Annotated in this window: 18 protein-coding genes; 11 read left to right on the top strand and 7 right to left on the bottom strand. The window is 50.9% G+C overall.

What is annotated here, in order from left to right:
• Positions 1-34 precede the first annotated feature (34 nt).
• On the top strand, positions 35-268 hold the full coding sequence (locus BST81_RS06830; RefSeq protein ID WP_253188114.1) for a hypothetical protein: 234 nt from the start codon (positions 35-37) through the stop codon (positions 266-268).
• A 38-nt stretch (positions 269-306) separates the two neighbouring features.
• On the top strand, positions 307-996 hold the full coding sequence (locus BST81_RS06825) for a Uma2 family endonuclease (RefSeq protein WP_075597797.1): 690 nt from the start codon (positions 307-309) through the stop codon (positions 994-996).
• A gap of 89 nt (positions 997-1,085) precedes the next feature.
• Here BST81_RS06825 and BST81_RS06820 read toward each other — a convergent pair whose 3' ends face one another.
• The gene (locus tag BST81_RS06820) at positions 1,086-1,607 is read right to left on the bottom strand and encodes a hypothetical protein (protein WP_253188113.1); all 522 of its coding nucleotides are present in this window, start codon (positions 1,605-1,607) and stop codon (positions 1,086-1,088) included.
• Positions 1,608-1,753: 146 nt separating this feature from the next.
• On the opposite strand from BST81_RS06820, the gene BST81_RS06815 reads away from it, so the two are divergent.
• Positions 1,754-2,674 carry an alpha/beta hydrolase gene (locus BST81_RS06815; RefSeq protein WP_075597796.1) on the top strand — a complete coding sequence of 307 codons (921 nt, stop codon included), beginning with the start codon at positions 1,754-1,756 and terminating at the stop codon, positions 2,672-2,674.
• A 19-nt stretch (positions 2,675-2,693) separates the two neighbouring features.
• On the opposite strand, the gene BST81_RS06810 is transcribed toward BST81_RS06815, so the two are convergent.
• Positions 2,694-2,942 (bottom strand): hypothetical protein, encoded by a 249-nt coding sequence (locus BST81_RS06810; protein WP_075597795.1) that lies wholly within the window; start codon positions 2,940-2,942, stop codon positions 2,694-2,696.
• A 179-nt stretch (positions 2,943-3,121) separates the two neighbouring features.
• On the opposite strand from BST81_RS06810, the gene BST81_RS06805 reads away from it, so the two are divergent.
• A complete protein-coding gene (locus tag BST81_RS06805; RefSeq protein ID WP_075597794.1) occupies positions 3,122-4,093 on the top strand; it encodes a GTP-binding protein in 972 nt (323 codons plus the stop codon).
• Positions 4,081-5,166, top strand: a complete 1,086-nt coding sequence (locus BST81_RS06800; protein WP_075597793.1) for a WD40 repeat domain-containing protein — start codon at positions 4,081-4,083, stop codon at positions 5,164-5,166. The genes BST81_RS06805 and BST81_RS06800 overlap by 13 nt, the downstream gene beginning before the upstream one ends.
• A 321-nt stretch (positions 5,167-5,487) precedes the next feature.
• Here the strand turns inward: BST81_RS06800 and BST81_RS06795 are convergent, their stop codons facing one another.
• Positions 5,488-6,588 carry a precorrin-8X methylmutase gene (locus BST81_RS06795; protein ID WP_075597792.1) on the bottom strand — a complete coding sequence of 367 codons (1,101 nt, stop codon included), beginning with the start codon at positions 6,586-6,588 and terminating at the stop codon, positions 5,488-5,490.
• A gap of 148 nt (positions 6,589-6,736) precedes the next feature.
• Between BST81_RS06795 and BST81_RS06790 the strand changes: the two genes are divergently transcribed.
• A complete protein-coding gene (locus BST81_RS06790) occupies positions 6,737-8,647 on the top strand; it encodes a heavy metal translocating P-type ATPase (protein WP_075597791.1) in 1,911 nt (636 codons plus the stop codon).
• On the opposite strand, the gene BST81_RS27375 is transcribed toward BST81_RS06790, so the two are convergent.
• The 3 genes from BST81_RS27375 to BST81_RS06780 form a co-directional block, all read right to left on the bottom strand.
• Positions 8,637-8,759 carry an N-acetylmuramoyl-L-alanine amidase gene (locus BST81_RS27375; RefSeq protein WP_253188112.1) on the bottom strand — a complete coding sequence of 41 codons (123 nt, stop codon included), beginning with the start codon at positions 8,757-8,759 and terminating at the stop codon, positions 8,637-8,639. The genes BST81_RS06790 and BST81_RS27375 overlap by 11 nt on opposite strands.
• A gap of 500 nt (positions 8,760-9,259) precedes the next feature.
• Complete coding sequence (locus BST81_RS06785) at positions 9,260-9,961, bottom strand: response regulator transcription factor (protein ID WP_075597790.1); 702 nt, start codon at positions 9,959-9,961, stop codon at positions 9,260-9,262.
• 1 nt (position 9,962) lies between these two features.
• Positions 9,963-11,063, bottom strand: a complete 1,101-nt coding sequence (locus BST81_RS06780; protein ID WP_075597789.1) for a HAMP domain-containing sensor histidine kinase — start codon at positions 11,061-11,063, stop codon at positions 9,963-9,965.
• 341 nt (positions 11,064-11,404) lie between these two features.
• Here BST81_RS06780 and kdpA point away from each other — a divergent pair, with 341 nt between their 5' ends.
• The 5 genes from kdpA to BST81_RS06755 all read left to right on the top strand — a co-directional run bounded on the left by kdpA (position 11,405) and on the right by BST81_RS06755 (position 17,767).
• Positions 11,405-13,153 carry a potassium-transporting ATPase subunit KdpA gene (gene kdpA / locus BST81_RS06775; protein ID WP_075597788.1) on the top strand — a complete coding sequence of 583 codons (1,749 nt, stop codon included), beginning with the start codon at positions 11,405-11,407 and terminating at the stop codon, positions 13,151-13,153.
• A 2-nt stretch (positions 13,154-13,155) separates the two neighbouring features.
• Positions 13,156-15,297 carry a potassium-transporting ATPase subunit KdpB gene (gene kdpB, locus BST81_RS06770; protein WP_075597787.1) on the top strand — a complete coding sequence of 714 codons (2,142 nt, stop codon included), beginning with the start codon at positions 13,156-13,158 and terminating at the stop codon, positions 15,295-15,297.
• A gap of 90 nt (positions 15,298-15,387) precedes the next feature.
• Entirely contained in the window at positions 15,388-15,663 is a 276-nt protein-coding gene (locus BST81_RS06765; protein WP_075597786.1) for a potassium-transporting ATPase subunit F, read from the top strand.
• Positions 15,663-16,304: a K(+)-transporting ATPase subunit C gene (gene kdpC, locus BST81_RS06760; protein ID WP_075597785.1), complete on the top strand. Its 642-nt coding sequence runs from the start codon at positions 15,663-15,665 to the stop codon at positions 16,302-16,304. Before BST81_RS06765 ends, kdpC begins: the two co-directional genes overlap by 1 nt.
• A gap of 323 nt (positions 16,305-16,627) precedes the next feature.
• Positions 16,628-17,767 carry a universal stress protein gene (locus BST81_RS06755; protein WP_075597784.1) on the top strand — a complete coding sequence of 380 codons (1,140 nt, stop codon included), beginning with the start codon at positions 16,628-16,630 and terminating at the stop codon, positions 17,765-17,767.
• Positions 17,768-17,989: 222 nt separating this feature from the next.
• On the opposite strand, the gene menH is transcribed toward BST81_RS06755, so the two are convergent.
• A complete protein-coding gene (menH, locus tag BST81_RS06750; RefSeq protein WP_075597783.1) occupies positions 17,990-18,793 on the bottom strand; it encodes a 2-succinyl-6-hydroxy-2,4-cyclohexadiene-1-carboxylate synthase in 804 nt (267 codons plus the stop codon).
• Between the last annotated feature and the right edge of the window lie 204 nt (positions 18,794-18,997).

Here is an 18,997-nt window from a genome sequence, read left to right as displayed (position 1 = left end):
ATCACCATGACCCTAAAATCCATTCTGGAGCTAAGTGCGAAAGAAACATGGCATTTCACAACCCAAAACGGGATGGCTTGCCTCACTGTCCAAAGATGGCTGGATTATTCTGTGGCAAGCCGCCCTGGAAGCGGCTCAAGTCCTGGAAGGAGCAGAAGCAGGCTTTTCCTGTCTGGCATGGCACCCGACGGGACACCATTTAGCCGCAGGCGGACAACAAGGCGAATTGTTGGTCTGGTCTACGGGAAGTCAAGCACTTATTGACTAAAATAGATGCTATCTCCTTCATCGCTCTAGAGCTTGATTATGGTGTTGCAACAGCCTCCTCGTTCCATGCCGATTCCCCCCCTGGAGAGTGGCGATCGCCTGACTCGTGCTGAGTTTGAGCGCCGCTATGAGGCGACCCCGGAAAAATTCAAAGCGGAATTAATTGAAGGAGTGGTTTACGTGGCATCCCCAGTTAGAGTTTTTCACGGTACACCTCACGCTGCCTTAGTCGGTTGGTTAGCAGTTTATTGGGCAGCAACTCCTGGGGTCAGTGCTGCCGACAACACAACGACACGTTTAGATCTCGATAACGAACCCCAACCGGATGCCTTGCTGCGGATTGAAATTGGCGGTAGCTCAACGATTAGTGAGGGTGGCTACATTGAAGGGGCACCGGAATTAGTGGCGGAAATTGCCACCAGTAGTGCAGCGATCGATTTAGGAGCCAAGCAGAATGCCTATCGCCGCAATGGGGTACAGGAGTATCTGGTCTGGCAAACCTTTGAGAATCGCTTCAGTTGGTTTCGGCTGCAAGCAGAGGAATTTGTTGTCATTGAACCGGATGCCGATGGCATGATTCGCAGTAGCGTGTTTCCCGGATTGTGGCTGAACGTACCAGCCTTATTAGAGGGTAGGATGAAGGAGGTGCTGAATGGGCTGCAAACTGGAATTGCTGACCCCATGCATCAAGCGTTTGTGCAACTCTTGGCAGAGCGTGCTGCTTTGTAGATACCGCAAGGGTCTCGCAATCTTGAATGAGCTTGTCAATCAGATGCTGCGTGATGGCTACTTCAAGGCATCTAGCACTTTTTGATAAGTCATGGCTTAACGAGGGGATTTGATAACATGGATGCAACAGAAAGGTGAAATTGCTTGCCTGTATCTTGCAGTTGAAAATCAACAATATACCGCTTATTCTTGGCAAAGAATTTCTGTTTTCGAGCAATGAGTTCGTCAATAATCTCCCGCGTATCTTGTTGAGCTAACGGGTCATTCCCTTTCAAGCCCACTTTGATCAACTGGTCAATCATCGGTTGCCGCTCATTCTCCGGCATAATGGCTAAGTTCCAGGCAATCACGGCAATGCTGAACAACTTTTCCTGTTGACTCCGATTCTGAGCGAAGTCTAGATAAGGTTCAACAAATTCCTCCAAAACCTCAGACATCTTGGCTTCACCTTTCGGATTTGTCACCATACCCGCAAATTTGTCGCCCAAAGGTCCTTTCTGAACCTTCTGCTGCAACTTCTCTAGTCCTTTTTGATGGGTTTTATCCGCCCGTTGTTGGTTGAGAATTTCACCGAAGCCTTTAGATTTTCTCGCCATAAAAATCTGAGCCATTGCTTGACGTTAATTTTAACATCTGCATTTGTGCGGGAATCAGGCGATCGCTGCGATTGTGTTTACCTCAATTCTGGCTTGGGGAGGATATGTTTGGTGGTAGTTTCAATGTAGCAACCTATTTTAGCAATGTATAAGGTGCCACTATGACGACTACACTGATGCCGAAAGCGGCTCAAATTGGTGGAACGGTTCAAACATTCCAGTGGCAATGGCAGAATCAGACTTTTGCGATCGCCTACGAGACTCGCGGCAGTGGCACTCCAGTTCTGCTGCTGCCTGCCTTTAGCACGGTTTCTACTCGCGGCGAAATGCAGGGGATTGCCGAACAGTTAGCCCCACACTTTCAAGTGGTGGCAATGGATTGGTTAGGATTTGGACAGAGCGTTCCGCGAAGCGTGGCGCAAGCCATTCGCCCCTCATTGGACTATCGACCAGCCCTCTACCGTCAACTCCTTCAGGATTTTGTTCGCGTCCACTTTCAGCAACCGATCGCCGTTGTCGCTGCCGGACATGCCGCTGGATACGCGATGCAAGCCGCTCAACAGCCCAACCTTGTCTCAAAACTGGTATTGGTGGCTCCGACCTGGAAGGGTCCACTATGCGCGATGGGTGCGCCAACACCTGTGCGGGATGGGGTGCGGGAACTGGTGCGATCGCCCGGTCTGGGGCAATTTCTTTACGGGCTGAATACGACTCCCGGTTTTCTCAAATTCATGTATCGTCGCCATGTGTTTGTGAATGAAGCACGGCTTACCCCAGACTTTATAGAAGCCAAGCACCAGATTACCCAGCAACCGGGGGCACGGTTTGCCCCAGCCGCCTTTGTGACGGGAACCCTGGACCCGATGGCTAATCGAGACGAGTTTTTGACCGTGGGGCGATCGCTCACCATGCCTACTCTGGTTGTAATCGGCGAACAATCACCCCCGCAATCGAAAGCTGAAATGGCAGCCCTGGCAGCATTACCCAACATTCAATCTGTTCGGCTGTCGGGAACATTGGGTATGCATGAGGAAGAGGCGAGTGAAGTGGCAGCGATCGTACTGCCGTTCCTACAGACTTAATTTGTACCCATCATCAAACTCAGAACCAGGGAATGGAGTCGAAGAAACGACCCATTTGCTGGAGATTGCTAAATGTGCCGACAATCCCTCCCAGCACCCCAAACGCAATGAGGGCAAAGATCTGAGTTGTCGTAACGTCTGAAAGAAAATACCAACTATAGGAGAGGGGGATTAAAGCCAGGAAACAGCCAACGACAGCGCCCCAGAAAAATCGGATCACTGCATCGGTGAACTTTTTGGCTGGTGGGTCGGATGGTGTAGGTGGCATTGAAAATTACTGCATCAGTGAGTTGTTGGCATTGTGACACACCTTCTTCCCTGCTAAAGTTCGGTTTCTTCACCCCTAAATTGCCAGAACTCCGCCTTAACCCAAAACACTTGCTGAATCCCAGCTTTTATCTATAATTTGAGAATGATTATCGTTCTTTAGACAAAGAGGCGTGACCGATGGTAGCTGCCGATATTCCAAGTTCTGTCCCTGTAACCGTTCTCACGGGCTATTTGGGTGCCGGGAAGACGACACTTCTCAACCGTATCCTCACCCACGAACACGGTAAGAAAGTTGCCGTCATCATCAACGAATTTGGCGAGGTCGGCATTGACAATCAATTGGTGATTGATGCTGACGAAGAAATTTTTGAGATGAACAACGGTTGCATCTGCTGTACCGTGCGGGGCGACCTGATTCGGATTATCGGCAACTTGATGAAACGGCGCGACAAGTTTGACCATCTGGTGATTGAAACAACGGGACTGGCTGACCCGGCTCCCGTGATTCAGACTTTCTTCATGGATGAAGACGTACAGGCGAAGACCAATCTCGATTCAGTTGTAACGGTGGTGGATGCTAAACATATTTGGCAGCACTGGGAAGCGGAAGAAGCGCAGGAACAAATTGCCTTTGCCGATGTGGTGCTGCTCAACAAAACTGATCTGGTCATGCCAGAGGAGCTAGACGAACTGGAACGCCGGATTCGGAGCATGAATGCCCTTGCCAAAATCTATCGCACCCGCAACGCCGAACTAGAGATGGAGGCGCTCTTGGGCATCGGTGCCTTTGACCTGAATCGTGCCCTGGAAATTGACCCAGAATTCTTAAACGAAACGGCGCATGAGCATGATGAAACGGTCGGTTCGGTAGCGATCGTCGCAGCAGGTGAATTAGACGGCAACAAGCTCAATGCGTGGCTCGGTAAGTTGCTGCAAACCCAAGGACCGGACATTTTTCGGATGAAAGGGATTTTGACGATCGCTGGCGAAGACCAACGCTTTGTGTTTCAGGGCGTTCACATGCTATTCGACGGCAGAGCCGACCGCCCCTGGAAGCCAGGAGAAGCCCGCAAAAATGAACTGGTTTTCATTGGTCGCAACTTGAATGAAACTCAACTGCGAGAGGATTTCCGGGCATGTTTGGTTTAAGGACAAAGAACCAGGGTGAGTTCGAGCGACACTGGCAGGGAACGCTGTCCGATTATGTCACGGCGATCGCGTACACGCCGGATGGCAATGCCTTAGCGGCTAGTTCTGCCGCAGGGGAAGTGGTGCTGTTCCAAGGCAGGGGTTTAGAAAGGACCAATTTACAACCAGCCAACGGGCGATCGGTGGACTGTCTGGCGTTTTCGCGGGATGGGCAATTCCTCGCAACGGGCGGACAAGATGGACGGGTCAACCTTTGGCATATGCAGCCAGCAGCCCCTGAACCGATCGCCACGCTCGGCAATGCGACCGCCTGGGTGGATCACTTGGCGTGGAGTCCCACCCAGAATCTCCTTGCCTTCAGCCTGGGAAAGTATGTGCAAGTTTGGGACGCCACGCTCGGCGCTGTCGTTACCACCCTGAATTTCGACACTTCTTCAGTTCTGGATATCACCTGGCATCCTGACGGCAAGCGGTTGAGTGTGGGCGGGTATCAGGGGGTAAAAATCTGGACGGCAGACGACTGGGATGATGACCCCTATTTGCTCACGATTCCTTCAGCAAGTCTGGCGATCTCCTGGTCGCCCGATGGCAAATACATCGCGTCGGGAAATCTCGATCGCACCATCACCGTACTGGAATGGGAGAAACCGCTTTTGCCTTGGGTGATGCGTGGTTTTCCAGGCAAGATCCGTCAACTTGCTTGGTCAAAAATGTTGACCAAAACGGGTGCGCCGCTCCTGGCGGCTTCCAGTGTCGAAGGGCTGGTCATCTGGGAAAAGCAAGCAGACGCAGCCCAGGGCTGGGACAGTCGCGTTCTCGCTGGGCATCAAGAAATAATCCAGTCCATTGAATTTCAACCGAACAGTCTTTTACTGGCTTCAGCAGCAGCAGACGGTTGGGTTTGTTTGTGGCAAAAGGCGAAACGCCAGACTCAAGTTTTCAATGGCGCACCCAATGGCTTTTCCTGTCTATCCTGGCATCCTCAAGGAAACCAACTTGCAGCCGGGGGGCAGAACGGCGAACTATTGGTTTGGTCGAAAGTCGGACGCGGACAAGGGTTTGGACAACGTTAGCTTGAGCATAGCAGGACATTCTATACGGTTGTCTTACTTAAATGTTCAATCACTGCTCGATAGAAATCGAGCACATGATGATCTTGTAGGGTGTAGAACACCTGCCGTCCTTGCTTGCACTTCACGGTTGGAGAAACTACTCCATATTTTGTGGGTTGAGATGACAGCTTGAAGGACAATTCCCCGTTTTCTAGGTAATCTTCATTGTTTCTGGTGAAACTATAATCCTGGACTTCAGTGAAGCAGAGAGTAACATGTATCGCCTCAAAGGATGCAAGAAGTACTCCAGAATTTAGAAATGAGAGAAGCTGAACGAGTCCGTTAAGTGGCTAGGTAACAGTGACAATCGGGTTTCGCAATTAAAGATTCTGTGAGGGAATTCAGTGCCGTAGCTGCCAGTAGCCCGCCACCCAAGGCCCCTTCGATCGTAATAAAAGGCACTTGTGATCGCATCAGTTGTCGTTTTGCAGCCGGGGCATGACTAAAGCCGATCGGCATCCCAATCACCAGCGCGGGTCGCAGCGTTTGATTGGCCATATTTTCACACACTGCCAGCAGTACGGACGGTGCATAGCCAATCACCAATACACTCCCGTCCACAATGTGTTCTAGTCGCTCACGCCATCCCTGATGCCGCCAAAATTCCTGCTCGGCTTCTGCGGCACCTGTGATGTGCGGATTGTCAATCAGCGTTTTAATGGCGCAACTGAGATGTGCCAGGCGGGTTTGATCGAATGCTGCCGTCACTGCCGGAATATCCGTCACAATCGGGCAGCCAGATTTAAGCGCATCTCGACCCGCTGCGATCGCCCGATTCCCCAATTTTACGAAGGGCACCAGACTGACATCACCACATGCTAGCACCAGCTTGGAGAGCAGATCCACTTCAATTTCCGATCGAGTTGACAAGTCAGGCAATAACCGCTGAAGCGATTCCTGAAAGGCTTCTGGATGGGCATGAACTTGAGCATCTAAACCGCACCAAAGTTTTTCCAATCCACCCACCCCCGTCTGTGTTTCTACCTCTAGCAATTTCAGTTGGGAGAAGACTTCAGCTTGCATCGTTTGACAAGGGAGATCGCGCCCCAACAGCCCTTCTAATGCCGTTGCCGTCTGCCGCAATTGAGTGATTTGGCGAATGATGGTTTGGTACTGCTGCTGAAGTTGTGCCATCAGCGTGGCTTGTTCCGCTTCTGGCTCCGCTTCCAATAGTTTGTGAATGTGGGACAACTGAAAACCCTGCTGCTTCAGTGCCACAATGCGTTGCAGGCGTTGCACATCCTGGTCAGTATACAGGCGGTAGTTTGCAGGCGATCGCACAGGTTGTGGCATTAATCCCAACTGGTGATAATGCCGCACCATCCGGGGAGTAATACCGCTGCCAACCGCATCCGTCAATTCTTTGATGGTAAACGTACTCATGTTTATAGATCTGGTTCAAGTCCAGCGGCGCGGAGTCGGCTCATGGGTGGGGAGTTTTCCGTATTCTATCGCAGTCTCATCGCTACCAACGCTTGACATTAACACTAATGTAAAAGTTTAGGGTGAGAGAATTCTCTACCCACGGCTCATGCTTCACTCATTGCGTCTATCTCAATTGGTAGCAAAAAACTCAGAGACTTCTGCGGCGATCCTCTGTGGCTGCCTGTTACTACTCGGATGGATTGCCCTCCACCTCGGATGGCTGGGACTGGCGTTGTTGATTCTGCCTGCGGCTTACGTCGTGGGCGGGTATGAGAGTGCCCGTGAAGGTTTAGCAACGCTGATCCAGGAAAAAGAACTGGATGTAGACCTGCTGATGATTGTGGCAGCTCTGGGAGCCGCAGGACTGGGCTTGTGGCGACAGGAATATTACCTGATTGTGGATGGGGCAGTGTTGATTCTGATTTTTGCCATCAGTGGTGCTTTGGAAAAATATGCCATGCAGCGCACCGATCGCAGCATTCGCAGTCTGATGAGCTTAACGTCTGATACCGCACAAGTGTTGCGACAGGGCAAAGCAGTATCAGTGTCGATTGACCAATTAGCATTGGGTGATCAGATTGTGGTCAGACCTGGAGAACTGATTCCAACCGATGGCTTGATATTGGAAGGACTGAGTACATTGAATCAGTCTGCGATTACTGGAGAATCGATTCCGATTGAGAAGACGGTGGGGGATGAAGTCTTTGCCGGAACGCTCAACGGCAATGGCGCTTTAAAACTCACAATTCACCAACCGCCAGAGAGTAGTCTACTGCGGCGCGTGATTCGACTCGTGGAGCAGGCACAAACTGAGATACCCCCCTCCCAGCAATTTATTGAACGCTTTGAACATGGCTATGCTCGCGTTATTGTCGGGGTGGGGCTGCTGCTGGCAGTGCTACCCCCTTTCCTGCTGCAGTGGAGTTGGGAAACGACAATCTATCGGGCGCTGATTTTTCTCGTCGTTGCGTCGCCCTGTGCGCTCATGGCAGCCATTATGCCCACGTTGTTATCGGGTATCGCCAATGGCGCGAGGCAGGGAATTTTGTTCAAAAACGGTGCCCAGTTGGAACAGATTAGTAAGGTACGGGCGATCGCCTTTGATAAAACGGGCACGCTCACCACTGGACAGCTACAGGTTTGCCAGATCGTTCCGGCAGTAGGATTTTCTACATCAGCAGTCTTGCAAGTTGCCGCCGCTCTGGAATCCAGTTCAGAGCACCCGATTGGAGCCGCAATTGTGCAAGCCGCCCAAGATCTAGACTGGTCACGGGCAACTGAAGTGCAGGCGTATCCGGGTCGAGGTATTACAGGGAGTTGGCAGCAGCAGGCTGTATGCGTGGGCACGGCCAATTTTGTGAATCAATTCATTACTGATTTCCCCATTGAACTGGTGCAATCAGCAGATTTGCTAGAACAAGATGGCAAAACCGTAGTCTGGGTGGCTCAAGCGCAACAGGCGATTGGGGTGATTGCGATCGCCGATCAAGTGCGACCTGAAGCTGCAAGGGCGATCGCCCAACTCAAAAAGCTGGGCATTGAACAGATCATAATGCTGACAGGTGATAATCAGCGTACCGCTCACAGCATTGCTCAAGCAGTCGGAGTGGATCAGGTTTATGCTGAACTACTCCCAGAACACAAGTTACGCCTGATTCGACACCTGCAAAAGCAATACAAGACGGTGGCGATGGTTGGGGATGGCATTAATGATGCGCCCGCACTGGCTCAGGCATCGGTGGGTATCGCCATGGGCATTGCCGGCAGTGATGTGGCGCTAGAAACGGCTGACATTGTATTGGTGTCCGATCGGCTAGAGAAAATCGCCGTGGCCGTCAAATTGGGGCGGCGATCGCACCAAGTGGTGAAACAGAATATCGGATTTGCGATCGGCTTCATCATGTTGCTGATTGCGGCCAATTTTGCTGGTAATGTCACCCTACCCCTTGGGGTTGTCGGGCATGAAGGATCAACCGTGCTGGTCATTCTGAGTGGGTTACGATTGCTCAGAAATTAGCCGCTCTAACGACTAAAATTGATGGGTCACTGAGTCGAGGTGCATCCTCTTGCCCAGTCACAAAGCCCACTTCCACCAGCACCGCAGGCATTGCCGTGGAGTCGTGGGTCATTTGGCCTAAACATCCCTATGACCCTATAAGTAACCGGGTGAGATTAATTATAAAAATGGGGGTCTGGGGGCTTTTGCTGGCGCAACGCTTCGCGAACGCCCCCAGGAAGGGGGCATGCCCCCTTCACCCCTACACCTATCCTCGATTTAATTGTGCCGACCTACTTAAAAGGACAGGGATTTGCCGCCGAGAACCCAACAGCGGATATTGCCACGGTGCAGGTCGTGCAGCAGGAGGTGAGATTCGGGTGAGGGTGGCGAGGAATCTGGAGTCACCAGCAGTCCTAACAAAGGACACAGCATAGCTCGCTACCCTACCCCTGGGAATTCCGGCGTTGCTGAATAGAAGGATGATTTTCGTGCTTGAGCCTTATGCAGCCCTCTCCCTAGCCCTCTCCCAAAGGAGAGGGAACAAGAGTTTTAGCTCCCTTCTCCTGCGGGAGAAGGGTTGGGGATGAGGGTAATTCATATTTGCATTCAGCAAAGCCGGAATTCCTATCCTTACCGATCTGAGAGTAAATCCTTGGCAATGAACTTCTTTTGTATGGCCAGAGTGGCTGCCTGGGTGCGATCGCTCACACTTAATTTATTTAAGATTGCATGCACATGAACTCGAACGGTGCCCGCCGTGATATAGAGGGCTCCAGCAATTTCCTGGTTACTCTTGCCTGCTACAATCAGAGCCAGAATCTCTTGTTCACGCCGTGTTAAGGGGTTGGCCTGCAGCCCTGGATAGGGGTCTAAATTTTCACTGACCGTGATATCGGTTGACTGGTTTTCAAAGGCTGCCCGAATTTCATGGGTGGCTACCGCATCCCACCAGGAAGCCCCCGCAGCGACAGAGCGAATTGCCAAGATGAGCGTTTCAGCGGCAATTCCTTTCAGGCAGTAACCCTGTGCTCCAGCTTCAATCAAACGAGAGACGAGGGATGCCTGAGTCCGTGAGGTGAGAACCAAGATGGGTAAATTAGCTTGCTGGTGCTTAAGCTGACGGCACGCTTCAATGCCGCCAATTCCCGGTAACCCAATGTCTAGCACAACAATATCAATGGGAGTCCGCTTGGCCATTTCTACTGCCGTTTCCCCATCTTCTGCTTCGGCGACGATCTCAAAGCCTGACTCCTGCTGGAGCCGCATTCGTAAACCGAGGCGGAAGAGTTCATCATCTTCTGCCAGGAGGATTCGTAGAGGATTTGCTAACATTTTAAGTCGATAAGGACAGTTGGAAGGGGAGTACGGGCAATCGAAAAGCAAAAACTGCACCATTCGGTTGACGATTCTCAGCCCAAATTTTACCGCCATGGGCTTCCACAATTTGACGAGTGAGATATAGCCCTAACCCAGAACCTTTCGCCTGACGATCGCTCTCTCCCTGATAGAACCGTTCAAACAAGTGTGGCAATTCCTGAGGCGTAATTCCAGCCCCCATATCCATCACTTTGGCAACTTGATAGGAAGACCCTGGTTCTAAAACCACCTCCACTTTGCTGCCACGGGGTGAATGATTAATCGCATTGGTTAACAGATTAACAAATACTCGGTGCAACTGAAAGGCATCCCCATTCACCCAGAGAAACTGACGAAAATCTGAATGGCCATAGTTGAATGAAATGTGGATGCGCCGACTGGCTGCCAACCCCATCAAGGTGGTTGCCACGTCCTCTGCTACTTCCACCAGATCAACTGGAGCAAATTGCAGTTTTAGCCCTTCCGTATCATTTCGATAAACATCCAGCAGCGTTTCCACAAGCTGCAAGCTGGTTTGATGACTCCGAATCATCGTTGTTACGACGACTCTCTGGGCGGGAAGGATGGGACCAAAGTTCTCTCGCTGAAGGGCTTCCAGGGTTTCGATCGCTCCCAGCATGGGTGTTTTAAGGTCATGGGTGAGGGTGGAAGCGAAGTCTTCTCGAACGCTAGCGAGCTTTTCTTGCGCTTGGAGCTTCGCCTTTTGTTGCAATACTGTTTGTTGATAGGAGCGATTGCGATCGCTGAGAAAACCAGTCACTACCAGGGCTAAAACTGCGATCGCACGGCTGGCAATCGTGGGTATCTCGATTACCTCATGCCCCGGAATCCATACATTTGCCATCGTCAGCAGACAGGCGATCGCTGTTGCTTGAAAAGTTGCAATTCGGCCAAAGCGCGTGTTGACCAGCAAAATTGGACCAATATACAGATAGCCAAACACATAAGCGGCAGGTGTCAAAAACTCCAACGTGGCAACGATCGCAAATAATCCGACAATCAACCAGAATTTACCATCCCATAATTCTTTAATGAATCTGATCAATTTGAACAGCATTGTCTGTAGGAAGTGCAATAGTTTGAGTTTATGCCGAAAGCCCTTGGGTGTACTGGATCACAAGAATATATTTTTAATCCAGAGGTGTTTAGCAGTGTTTAGAGGACGCATAAACGCTGCTAAACGTTGCCATGCCTTGAGAGAGAGCCCTAAAACTCTCTGATATATGCGGTTTACTAAACACAAAATTATATCTCTCTATACCTTGTGAACTGCTGCAAAATCTTCCATGATCAACCTGTTGTTCTTGAGAGATGAACCCAGACTGTTTTTTGGTTGAATTACTGAGTATTTAATTTCAACAAAGTTTCAGTCTTACCCTATTGGAGTTGAATAACCCCATGTTGCTAGGATGGATTCAAATTGCCTTGACGCTACTGATTTTAGTAGCAATGACTCCTTTCTTTGGCCGGTACATAGCTCGTGTGTTTCAGGAGCAGGGAACCATCCTCGATCCAATTCTGAACCCGGTTGAGCCATTTCTCTACTCACTAGTGGGTGTGCGAGCCAAAGAAGATATGACAGGCTGGCAGTATGCGCGAGCAATTCTGTACAGCAATGTGGTGATGGGATTACTGATTTTTTCTATCATCATGCTTCAGCAGTTTTTACCGCTGAACCCAACTGGGATTCCAGCCCCAACCTGGGATACGGCACTGCATACAAGCATTTCGTTTATTACCAATACCAATCAGCAGCACTATTCTGGAGAAACCTATCTCAGCTATGCCAGTCAAATGTGGGGCTTGGGCTATCACATGTTCACCTCAGCCGCAACGGGTTTGGCAGTCGGCATTGCCTTCATTCGTGGTTTAACCGGACGACCCCTGGGCAATTTTTATGTGGACTTAATTCGAGCCATTACCCGGATCTTGTTGCCGATTAGCATTGTAGGCGCGATCGTCTTGATTGCAGCCGGTGTGCCAGAAACCTTAGCAGGTCCGATGGTGGTTCCTACTCTGGAAGATCCAGCCATCAGTCAGGCGATCGCCCGGGGTCCAGTGGCCCATTTCGAGATCATCAAAGAGTTGGGCGAGAACGGGGGCGGATTCTTTGCGATTAACTCGGCTCACCCGTTTGAAAACCCAAATGGATTGGTCAATCTGATTCAGCTAGTGGCGATTCTGAGTATTCCGACTGCGTTGATCTATACCTATGGCATCTTCGCCAATAACATCAAGCAAGCGTGGCTAGTGTATTCCATTCCGTTTGCACTTCTGGTCGGTTTCGTCATCATTACAGCGATCGGTGAATACCATGGCAATCCAGCCGTGAATGCGCTGTTGGGAGTTGATCAAGCGCCCAATTTAGAAGGAAAAGAAGTCCGGTTTGGTTGGGCACAGTCTGCCCTGTATGCCGTGATTACTACGGCCACTATGTGCGGTGCTGTCAACAGTTTGCATGATTCTTTCATGCCCAATGGGGGCTTTTCTACCCTGTCCAACATGTTTTTGCAGATTGTGTTTGGCGGACAGGGAACGGGAACCGCCTATCTGTTTGCCTACCTGATTCTGGCCGTGTTTGTGACGGGATTAATGGTGGGGCGCACCCCCGAATTTCTGGGACGCAAGATTGAGAAGCGCGAAGTGGTGTTAGCGAGTTTCCTGATTTTACTGGTTCACCCGATCGCAATTTTGATTCCCGGTGCGATCGCCCTGGCGTTTCCCGATCAGCTTTCCGGTATCAGTAATCCTGGTTTTCATGGGCTGGCACAAGTGATTTATGAATATGCTTCGGCGGCTGCCAATAACGGGTCTGGTTTTGAGGGACTGGGCGATTCACAGCCCTCACCGATTGCGATCGCGGGTGGCGCAACCACAAGTACAACTGCCCTCTGGTGGAATCTGAGTGCCTGTTTCAGTCTTTTAGCAGGGCGTTATGTACCCATTGGTGCGCTCTTGCTGCTTGCTGACAGCATGTCCCGTAAACAGCCTGTACCGATCACAACAGGAACCTTGCGAACCGACACAGGGTTATTTACGGGAGTTACCTTTGGCGTGATTTTGATCTTGGGCGCATTAGAGTTTTTCCCGGTGTTGGCCCTGGGGCCGATCGCAGAAGCATTTCAAATTGCTAGAGGAATTGGGTAGCTATGACATCCACAGAGAATTCTCCTCGTCCGTATCGCGTGCCATCGGGAACGCGGGACTCCCGTCGCCATACGCCCAAGGTAGAAATGAAAGGGCTATATCAGCGGGCGATTAAGGAATCATTTGTTAAACTGGACCCTCGGATTCAGGTAAGAAACCCAGTTATGTTTGTGGTCTGGGTGGGTACCTTGGTAACGCTCCTGCTCACGATCGATCCGAATTTATTCGGGACGCTGCAAGCCGATGTCAACCAGCAGCGATTGCTCAACGGGTTAATCACGTTTATTCTCTTGTTCACAATTGTCTTTGCCAATTTTGCGGAAGCCGTTGCAGAAGGCCGGGGGAAAGCCCAGGCGGATGCCCTGCGGGCCACGCGCAGTGATACGATCGCCCGGAAAATTTTGCCGACTGGTTCAGTGCAGGAGGTGAGTTCAACCGAACTGCGTCGGGGGGATCAGGTGAAAGTGATTGCAGGGGATATGATTCCGGCAGATGGGGAAGTGATTGCAGGTCTGGGTTCGGTGGATGAATCTGCCATTACCGGGGAATCAGCTCCCGTCCTCAAACAGCCGGGCACCGACATCGCCAGTTCCGTCACGGGGGGAACAAGGCTGTTGTCAGACGAACTGACCATTAAAATCACCGCTGATCCAGGGCAGGGCTTCATTGATCGGATGATTGCCCTGGTCGAAGGGGCAGAACGAACCAAAACCCCTAACGAAATCGCGTTAACGGTACTGCTGGCAGTGTTAACGCTGGTATTTCTGATTGTGGTGGCCAACATCCCACCCATCACAGGCTATATTGCAAGCTTTCTGAGCACAGCGACCAGCGAGCAAGCAGCGGCAGATTTACGCAATGGAGCCAGTGTTGCCATCATGATCTCCTTATTGGTGGCGCTGATTCCCACCACGATCGGGGGGCTATTGAGCGCGATCGGCATCGCTGGGATGGATCGGGTTGCCCAGTTCAACGTGATTGCCACGTCCGGTCGGGCGGTAGAAGCCTGTGGTGACATCAACACCCTAGTACTGGATAAAACCGGCACAATTACCCTGGGCAATCGGTTAGCTGCCGAATTCATTCCGGTGAATGGACACAGTTTGCAAGATGTGGCTCAGGTTGCGTTAAATGCCAGCGTCTTTGATGAAACGCCAGAGGGTCGTTCGATCGTAGCCCTAGCAGAACAATCGGGGGCAAAGGTCAGTTTCGCTCTGAATCTGGCTGCAGGTGTGGAATTTTCTGCCCGAACCCGCATGAGCGGTACAGATTTGGATGGCAAAGAGATCCGCAAGGGAGCTGTCGATGCGATCAAGGGCTTTGTGCGATCAAGAGGTGGTCACGTTCCCAATGCGTTAGATGAAGCCTATGAGCGCGTGTCTAAACTAGGAGGTACACCACTTGCCGTTTGTCAGAACGATGACATTTACGGGGTTATCTACCTGAAAGACACCGTGAAGCCCGGTTTGAGGGAACGATTTGACCAATTGCGACGAATGGGTGTTCGCACTATTATGCTGACGGGTGACAACCGCATTACTGCCTCCGTGATTGCTCAGGAGGCAGGGGTAGACGATTTCATCGCCGAAGCCACTCCCGAAGACAAAATTGATGTCATTCGCAGTGAACAGGCACAGGGCAAACTGGTTGCAATGACTGGAGATGGCACCAACGATGCACCCGCATTGGCACAGGCAAATGTGGGGTTAGCGATGAACTCTGGCACCCAGGCCGCGAAAGAAGCAGCTAACATGGTTGATCTCGATTCTGACCCGACGAAGTTGATCGATTTAGTGACGATCGGCAAACAGTTGCTGATCACCCGTGGCGCACTCACCACCTTCTCAGTTGCAAACGATATCGCCAAATACTTTGCCATCATTCCCACAATTTTCGCGGCGGCTGGCATTGGCGCACTCAATATCATGGGCTTGAAAAGTGCTAATTCTGCTATCATCTCAGCTTTGATTTACAATGCCTTGATTATCTTAGTATTGATTCCCCTGGCCCTGAAAGGTGTGCAATTTAGACCGCTGACGGCTGATCAGCTACTGCGTCGCAATATTTTGATCTATGGCGTGGGTGGTGTGATTGCTCCGTTTATTGCTATCAAGTTGATTGATGTGATTCTGCCATTTTCCTAAAGGCAAAGCATTCGGTATATGAACGTTGAAACACCGTAAAACTTTTGCCCGAATGCTTCGCCCCTACCATCCCTAAATCCAATCTGAATCATGAAACTGACTCATTTACAACGAACCCTTCCCCAGTCATCTTCCCAGGTGCTTGAAACGATCGCCGAAATTGGATCTGAATGGCGCAGACAGAAATTGCCGCTCTACCTGTTTCTGGGATTGTGTTTCAACTTAATTCTGGCACCAGCCGTCTTTGCGGCTACCGGTGGAGACTTGTCACGAACTCAATCCTACTGGCTAGCAGCCCTTGGCCTAGTGACAGTTGCCCTTGCCATCTATCTCTTTTTCGTGATGTTTGTACCGGAGAGATTCTAATGAGTTTTGCACGGGAAGCCAGTAGAGCCGTTCGTTCCACTGTGGTACTTTGGGTACTCACGGCGATTATTTATCCGTTTGCCATGCTTGCGATCGGGCAGGTTGTCTTTCCTTTTCAAGCGAATGGGAGCATCATCGTGAATGCTCAAGGGCAGCCTCTGGGGTCAGCCCTGATTGGGCAACCCTTTACCAGCGATCGCTACTTCAACAGCCGCCCCAGCACCACCAGCTACAGTACGGCTGATCCAAAAAAAGATGAGGCAAAAGTGCTCCAAACTGGAGTTTCGGGGGCAAGCAACCTCGCTCCCAGCAACCCAGCGTTGATCGATCGCATTCAAGGGAAAGCTGATCCAGACCCAGAAAAGGCGATCGAGGGCGATATTCCTAGATTGCAGAAAGCAGGGGTAAAACCAACGGCTGATCTGGTTTATACTTCTGGCTCCAGCCTTGATCGTCATATCACGCCAGAAGGGGCAAGGGCACAAATTGCACGAGTCGCTACAGCGCGGGGGCTGCAACCGAACCAGTTGGAAGAACTGATCAACAAGAATATTGATGGTCGCTTCCTAGGTATCTTTGGTGAACCTGGTGTCAATGTGCTGAAGCTCAACCTGGCACTTGATGTACTTAAACCTGCATAAATACAAGCTCTTAAAAAGGGGCATTTGTCAACGATCGCCTGGTTGACCGACAAAACCCCTGAAACCCTGAAAATCTCGTCGGTTGGGTTGAGGTCCGAAACCCAACGTAAAAGCCTTGACGATGTTGGGTTTCGCTCTGCTTCACCCAACCGACGGGAAAAGTTTTGTCAGTCAATCAGCAACGATCGCTCAGTCACCAGAGAATACAACTACCCTTTTGGAGATTTGCAAAGCGGCCAATCCACTTACCACCAAACCACTTGCTGGAGCGCATAATATTGCTTCCCTAAAGTCAGGAAATTATTTCTACACCTGAAACTCCTATGTACCCTCCACCAGCGAACCCATCCCCTGATACCGCTTATATTCGTGCTGCCCGGCGTGGGAAGCATAAGATATTCATTGGCATGTCTCCTGGTGTGGGCAAAACCTACAAGATGCTGGAGGAAGGGCATCGACTGAAGCAGGAAGGGATCGATGTGGTGATTGGGCTGCTAGAAACCCATAATCGACAAGAAACAGCCCAAAAAGCAGTTGGATTAGAGATTGTCCCTCGCAAAGAGATCCATTGCTCAGGGGTGACGTTGACAGAAATGGACCCCGATGCCATCATTGCCCGCCAACCGCAGCTTGCCTTAATTGATGAATTGGCCCATACCAATGTCCCTGGCTCTGAACGGGACAAGCGTTATCAGGATGTCGAAAAAGTTTTAGAGGCTGGGATCGATGTCTACTCTACCGTGAATATTCAGCACTTAGAGAGCTTGAATGACCTGGTCGCAAGAATTACTGGGGTTGTGGTAAGAGAGCGAGTTCCCGATCGCCTACTGGATGAAGCCGATCAAGTTGTAGTGGTAGATGTTACCCCAGAAACATTGGAAGATCGCTTGAAAGATGGCAAAATTTACGCACTAGAAAAAGTAGACCAGTCCCTACAAAACTTCTTTCAACGCCGAAATCTGATTGCACTGCGGGAATTAGCCCTTCGTGAGGTGGCAGATAATGTAGAAGAAGATGCGTTGGAAGCAGTATCTAACCATTCCAATTCTTCTGCCCCCTACTGTAATATTCACGAGCGCGTATTAGTGTGTGTATCGACTTACCCCAACTCACTTCAACTCATTCGACGGGGTGCTCGTATTGCCGGATACATGCGTGCTCCTCTTCACGGTTTATTTGTAGATGACCCCGATCGGTTTTTAACGAAGGAAGAAAGTCTTCACATCGAAACCTGTGAACGGTTACTGCGGGAATTTAATGGTCAGTTCATACGGGTTTCTGAGCAGAATAAAGCCAAAGCGATCGCAGAAGTTGCTGAAAAATATCACATTACTCAAATTGTGATTGGGGAAAGCCAGCGATCTCGCTGGAAAATTCTATTGCGAGGATCACTCACGCAACAACTGCTAAAATCTCTGAAGCATATAGACATCCATATCATTGCGACTGAAAAAAATGTATGAGGTCTATGCAACGAGACCAAGGTGCATTTCAAGGATGACCAGGAGGCGAATCATTGGCCTCAAGGGCTTTGCTGAATGCAAATATGAATTACCCTCATCCCCAACCCTTCTCCCGCAGGAGAAGGGAGCTAAAACTCTTGTTCCCTCTCCTTTGGGTGAGGGCTGCATAAGGCTCAAGCACGAAAATCATACTTCTATTCAGCAACGCCACCTCAAGCACGGTCATTGCCCCCCTGGAGAGGCGCGGTGGCCCTGCTGCAGAAAAGGGACCACACAATGGGCAAAGGCGGTGGGTTGCTCCACATGAACGGCATGGCCACTATGGGGCACGATCGCCAGTTGGGTCATTGGTGCAAGATCAGCCATGGCCTGATTGAGGGCGACAAACTTACGATCGTACTCCCCGACCACCAGTAACAGGGGATGGGGATGTGCAGCCAACTGGGGCCACAAATTGGGCTGCCTACCCAGACTCATCCCCCGCAGAGATTTGGCCAGTTCGGAGGGATGATTCTGCAATCGCTGCTCCAGAACCTGAGGGAAACTGGGGTGGCGCTTCAATGAGGCAAACAGGGGCTGAGCATACCACTCGGCCAGGAACTGGGGGAAATCTGCTTCTAGCCAATCCGCCAGGACGAGATCTTGCTGGAGTCTGGCCTGCTGTTCCGCTGCAGTTTGCAGCCCTGGTGAGGCTGATTCAATCACTCCGGTGGGAAACTGCTCCGGAAAGTTCAGAGCCAGATATAGTGCCAATCGCCCCCCCATGGAGTAGCCTAGCAGCGCAGTCTGGTTGATCTGACGATCGCAGAGAAGCTGAACGATCGCGCGGGCAATCCGCTGCATCGAATAATCCTCGAACCAGCACGTCTGTCCATGGCCCGGTAAATCAACTCGAATACAATAAAATTCAGGGGTCAGGTGGGGCAGCAGTGGCTCAAACTCTCGACTACTTCCCAGGAAGCCATGCAACAGCAGCAGGGGGGGGCTGTCGGGATGACCGTCCGTAATGCAATGAATCGGGTTCACTCCTTAACAGCGCCCTGCGCGCCTGAAACAGCACTCCATCCGTCCTCTGATTATATAGCTTGGGTTAGAAAGCTGACGACCATTCCAGCGGGTCAATGGCCAAGTCTAGGAAAGCTTTCTGCCTCGCCTCCACCAAGCTTTGTCTGGCTACGGCTATGGTGGTGCACAGGGAGGTGAGCTTGACCCATCAGATACCAGTTCAAT

The sequence above is a fragment of the Leptolyngbya sp. 'hensonii' genome (assembly GCF_001939115.1).
Classification (GTDB): Bacteria; Cyanobacteriota; Cyanobacteriia.
Note: the sequence above shows the minus strand (reverse complement) of the source record. Positions and strands in the feature narration are given on the sequence as shown.

What these genes read in the sequence shown, in the direction of transcription:
- BST81_RS06825 (WP_075597797.1), top strand. Translation starts at nt 307, where the DNA reads ATGGTGTTGCAACAGCCTCCTCGTTCCATGCCGATTCCCCCCCTGGAG.
- BST81_RS06820 (WP_253188113.1), bottom strand. Translation starts at nt 1,607, where the DNA reads ATGGCTCAGATTTTTATGGCGAGAAAATCTAAAGGCTTCGGTGAAATT.
- BST81_RS06815 (WP_075597796.1), top strand. Translation starts at nt 1,754, where the DNA reads ATGACGACTACACTGATGCCGAAAGCGGCTCAAATTGGTGGAACGGTT.
- BST81_RS06810 (WP_075597795.1), bottom strand. Translation starts at nt 2,942, where the DNA reads ATGCCACCTACACCATCCGACCCACCAGCCAAAAAGTTCACCGATGCA.
- BST81_RS06805 (WP_075597794.1), top strand. Translation starts at nt 3,122, where the DNA reads ATGGTAGCTGCCGATATTCCAAGTTCTGTCCCTGTAACCGTTCTCACG.
- BST81_RS06800 (WP_075597793.1), top strand. Translation starts at nt 4,081, where the DNA reads ATGTTTGGTTTAAGGACAAAGAACCAGGGTGAGTTCGAGCGACACTGG.
- BST81_RS06795 (WP_075597792.1), bottom strand. Translation starts at nt 6,588, where the DNA reads ATGAGTACGTTTACCATCAAAGAATTGACGGATGCGGTTGGCAGCGGT.
- BST81_RS06790 (WP_075597791.1), top strand. Translation starts at nt 6,737, where the DNA reads ATGCTTCACTCATTGCGTCTATCTCAATTGGTAGCAAAAAACTCAGAG.
- BST81_RS27375 (WP_253188112.1), bottom strand. Translation starts at nt 8,759, where the DNA reads ATGACCCACGACTCCACGGCAATGCCTGCGGTGCTGGTGGAAGTGGGC.
- BST81_RS06785 (WP_075597790.1), bottom strand. Translation starts at nt 9,961, where the DNA reads ATGTTAGCAAATCCTCTACGAATCCTCCTGGCAGAAGATGATGAACTC.
- BST81_RS06780 (WP_075597789.1), bottom strand. Translation starts at nt 11,063, where the DNA reads ATGCTGTTCAAATTGATCAGATTCATTAAAGAATTATGGGATGGTAAA.
- kdpA (WP_075597788.1), top strand. Translation starts at nt 11,405, where the DNA reads ATGTTGCTAGGATGGATTCAAATTGCCTTGACGCTACTGATTTTAGTA.
- kdpB (WP_075597787.1), top strand. Translation starts at nt 13,156, where the DNA reads ATGACATCCACAGAGAATTCTCCTCGTCCGTATCGCGTGCCATCGGGA.
- BST81_RS06765 (WP_075597786.1), top strand. Translation starts at nt 15,388, where the DNA reads ATGAAACTGACTCATTTACAACGAACCCTTCCCCAGTCATCTTCCCAG.
- kdpC (WP_075597785.1), top strand. Translation starts at nt 15,663, where the DNA reads ATGAGTTTTGCACGGGAAGCCAGTAGAGCCGTTCGTTCCACTGTGGTA.
- BST81_RS06755 (WP_075597784.1), top strand. Translation starts at nt 16,628, where the DNA reads ATGTACCCTCCACCAGCGAACCCATCCCCTGATACCGCTTATATTCGT.